The following is a 3527-nucleotide window of genomic DNA, read 5'->3' on the forward strand; positions in this document are numbered from 1 at the left end:
ACCCAGGAGTTGGAACCCTTCGGCAAAGTTCCCCGGGAGAGTATGATCGTAGTCTGTGAGGAATTCGAAACAATCTACGAGCGACCTTAAAATATGGAATGGCTGGGAGTGTATTCGTAATCTAAAACGTTTTTCGTCAGCAGATTAATCCAGTGTTACCCATGTATTCCCGGATTTGTGGGAGGCGACCGTCGCTTCAATAAAATTAAGGCCTCGTACCCCATCGGTCATGGTCGGGAATTCCCCTGGGTCAAAATCCGCCCCGCGTATGGCCCTGGCCACGCCCCTGTAGATATTCCCCATGGCATCGAAAATCCCCTCGGGATGTCCTGCCGGTAGCTTGGTCCCATCGAGGGAGAGGTCAGAATTATAGGCATGCCCCGGCTTATAAACCTGCAAGGGTTCCGTATCGCTCATCTTATAGAGGAAATTCGGGCGTTCCTGTTCCCAGACAAGGCCGCCTTTCTCTCCGTAAATCCGGATGGCCAACCCGTTTTCTTCACCGGTAGCCACCTGGCTGGCCCGTATCACCCCTTTTACGTGGTCTCCCATCCGTATGAGCACGGTGCCGTCCACATCCATCACATTGTCCTGGTACAAATAATTAAAGTCACACAAAAGGGACTCAATCTGCAGCCCCGTGGTGTATTCAATCATATTAAAGGCGTGCACTCCTATATCCCCCATACAGGAACTGATCCCTGCTTTGGTCGGGTCGAGTCTCCAGACGGACTTCCGCTTTTCGGCATCGTGGATAATCGGGTTAATCCATCCCTGATAATATCGGGCATCTACTTTATGGATCTTACCCAGGGCGCCCGATCGCACCAGTTCCCGCATTTGACGTACCATAGGATACCCGGTATAGGTGTGTGTTACCGCAAAAACGGTTCCGGCCTTTTGATGGGCATCCCGAAGAATTTTGGCTTCCTCATAGGTGGTGGTCATCGGTTTTTCACAAATCACATGAAAACCGTTGTCCAAAAGCTTTTTGGCCATAGGGAAGTGCAAAAAATTCGGCGTTTGCACCGAACACACCTGAATTCGCTCTGATTCTGGCAATTTCAGTTCTTCAGCTATCAGGGTATCGAAATCCGTATAAATGCGATTTAAGGGGATGTCTATTTCATTGGCAAAATCCAGGCTCTCCTGGTGGTCAGGGCTGAAAACGGCCCCCACAATTTCATAATTATCAAACATATGGGCGGCTACCCTGTGCAGAATCCCGATCAGCGAGTCACCACCGCCCCCAAGGATTCCCAGACGAATTTTCTTTGGCATAATTTAAGCTTCTATATTAATTTTTGTATTCAATTACCTCATTTTTAAAGAACAGGGCAAAGAGCACAGATACCCCCAGCGCAAACAGGGCCGGGAAGGTCCAAATGCTGTTCCAGTCGTGAACATTCTCAGAGAGGAGGTTCATATCGTAAATCTTTCCGGCAACCCAAAACCCGATGAGCATCCCCAGACCGTAGGTAGCGAGTGTAATGAGCCCCTGTGCGGCACTTTTATATTTTTCTCCCGCTTTTGAATCCGTGTAAATTTGTCCGGAAACGAAAAAGAAATCATAGCAAATCCCATGAAGGGCGATGCCGAGAATAAGCATAAACGCCAAATCCCCGGCATTGCCGTAAGCAAAAAGGAGATAGCGAACGGTCCATGCCAGCATTCCAGCCATAATCGTCTTCTTAAATCCGAATTTTTTAAAGAAAAAGGGGAGCAAAAGCATAAAGAGTACCTCAGAAGCCTGGCCTATGGTCATTTTCCCGGTGGGGTTATCTACCCCTATTTCCGAGAGGAAGGGGTTGGCATTCTGATAGTAAAAAGCCAGGGGGATACAGATGAGGATGGAGGAGACAAAAAAGATCAAAAAATTACGATCCTTCAGTAATTTCAGTGCGTCCAGCCCGAGAAGGGTAGATATCCCCACCTTCTCATTCCGGTCCGCAGTTGGCGGGGTTTTGGGCAGGAAAAAACTGAACAGCCCAAGAAAGGCAGAGGCAATGGCTACCAGTAAAAAAGTGTTCTTTAACATTCCTTCGGCACGGGCCTCAGGGGAATCCCAAAGAAAAACGTAACTGATCAGCAGTCCGGCCACAATCCAACCGATGGTGCCAAATACCCTTACCAGGGAAAACTCCTTGGCCGGATCTTTCATTTGATTAAAAGAAATGGAATTCACCAAAGCCAGTGTAGGCATATATATGATCATATACCCCAGCACATAAGGGTAGAAGTTTGCAAAATCAACAGAAGTATACATTTGATACATCAAAACGGCTCCCAGCAGGTGAAGGACCCCGAGAATCCGTTCCGCGTTAAAATAGCGATCCGCAATCAACCCAATGATAAAGGGCGCGATAATGGCACCCCAGGATTGTGTGGAAAATGCCATGGCAATCTCACCTCCGTCGGCCTTGAGGTTGTCCCCTAAAAAGGTCCCAAGGGTTACAAACCACCCGCCCCAGATAAAGAATTCCAGGAACATCATCAGGGAGAGTTGAAATTTAACGGTTGATTTCATGAGGTGTTGGTTTAGCGTTTGTAATAAATGTAATCCTGTGTTGGGGGCTCGATACCGTTGGCCCGAAAATCCATGAGGACCTGCCCCCTGTGATGGGTGGAATGATTGATGATGTGGAAAAGAATGTCCTGCAAACTCCTGGTATAGTGCTTTCCTTCAGAGTCTTCGTATTTGATACGCCCTTCCCAAAAATCGGTATTGGTTATGATTTCGAATGAATTTCGTTGGTTGTCATAATGGATTTCTTCCCATGCCTGTGGCTCGTGCACCTGCCATACCCCGAATTCGGAAGACTGTTCCATAATTCTGGAATTCCAAATGTGATGGGCGTTTAGGATATGGTTTAAAAGGGCATTACTCCGCTCGGGAATGGTTTTAAGTCCGGAACAAAGGGTAATCAGTTGCTTGTTCGAATGGTAATTATAATCAAATGCCTGATGGAAAAATGCCTTCATAATGTTTTCGGTCTTAGGAGACCTTTTTTGCCGCTTTGAGAAGCAGCTCCCGCGTGGCGATTATTCCCTCTTCCTCACTGAGCACCTTACCCTCATATTCAACCCCAACAAATCCGGTATATCCCGCATCTTTTACGATCTGAAGCATCTGTACATAGTCGGTGTCTATTTCATCTCCGGATGCATTAAAATTATGGGATTTGGCGCTGACAGCCTTTGCAAAGGGCATCAATTCCCGGACACCTTTGTAACGGTCGTATTCTTCAGCACATCCTGCTTGCCAATCTGACGGATCTTTCCTTCGGATACAAAAATTACCAAAATCCGGCAGGGTTCCGCAATTCTCCATATTGACCTCCCGCATTACCTGGGTCAGCAAAGCGGCATTGGAGGAAAGCCCTCCGTGATTCTCCACCAGGATGTTAATGTTTTTAGCGCGGGCATATGTAGCTAAACCTTTAAGCCCGTCTACAGAATTGGGCACCCAGGTCTCCGGATCACTGCTCCCGGATAGATTGACCCGGATGGAATGGCATCCCATGGCC

At 47.7% G+C, this 3527-nt stretch carries 4 protein-coding genes; all 4 read right to left on the minus strand.

Going from position 1 to position 3527, the window contains the following annotated elements:
* Positions 1-144: 144 nt before the first annotated feature.
* Positions 145-1281 carry a Gfo/Idh/MocA family protein gene (locus WBV75_RS03455; RefSeq protein ID WP_424119262.1) on the minus strand — a complete coding sequence of 379 codons (1137 nt, stop codon included), beginning with the start codon at positions 1279-1281 and terminating at the stop codon, positions 145-147.
* Positions 1282-1297: 16 nt separating this feature from the next.
* The gene (locus tag WBV75_RS03460; RefSeq protein WP_424119263.1) at positions 1298-2527 is read right to left on the minus strand and encodes an MFS transporter; all 1230 of its coding nucleotides are present in this window, start codon (positions 2525-2527) and stop codon (positions 1298-1300) included.
* 11 nt (positions 2528-2538) lie between these two features.
* Positions 2539-2982: a DinB family protein gene (locus tag WBV75_RS03465; RefSeq protein WP_424119264.1), complete on the minus strand. Its 444-nt coding sequence runs from the start codon at positions 2980-2982 to the stop codon at positions 2539-2541.
* A gap of 13 nt (positions 2983-2995) precedes the next feature.
* The coding region (locus WBV75_RS03470; protein WP_424119265.1) for a sugar phosphate isomerase/epimerase family protein at positions 2996-3527 on the minus strand (532 nt) is incomplete at its 5' end.

Origin of the sequence: Robiginitalea sp., from assembly GCF_049588695.1 — a bacterium.
Classification (GTDB): Bacteria; Bacteroidota; Bacteroidia; order Flavobacteriales; family Flavobacteriaceae; genus Robiginitalea.

What these genes read in the sequence shown, in the direction of transcription:
- WBV75_RS03460 (WP_424119263.1), bottom strand. Translation starts at nt 2,527, where the DNA reads ATGAAATCAACCGTTAAATTTCAACTCTCCCTGATGATGTTCCTGGAA.
- WBV75_RS03455 (WP_424119262.1), bottom strand. Translation starts at nt 1,281, where the DNA reads ATGCCAAAGAAAATTCGTCTGGGAATCCTTGGGGGCGGTGGTGACTCG.
- WBV75_RS03465 (WP_424119264.1), bottom strand. Translation starts at nt 2,982, where the DNA reads ATGAAGGCATTTTTCCATCAGGCATTTGATTATAATTACCATTCGAAC.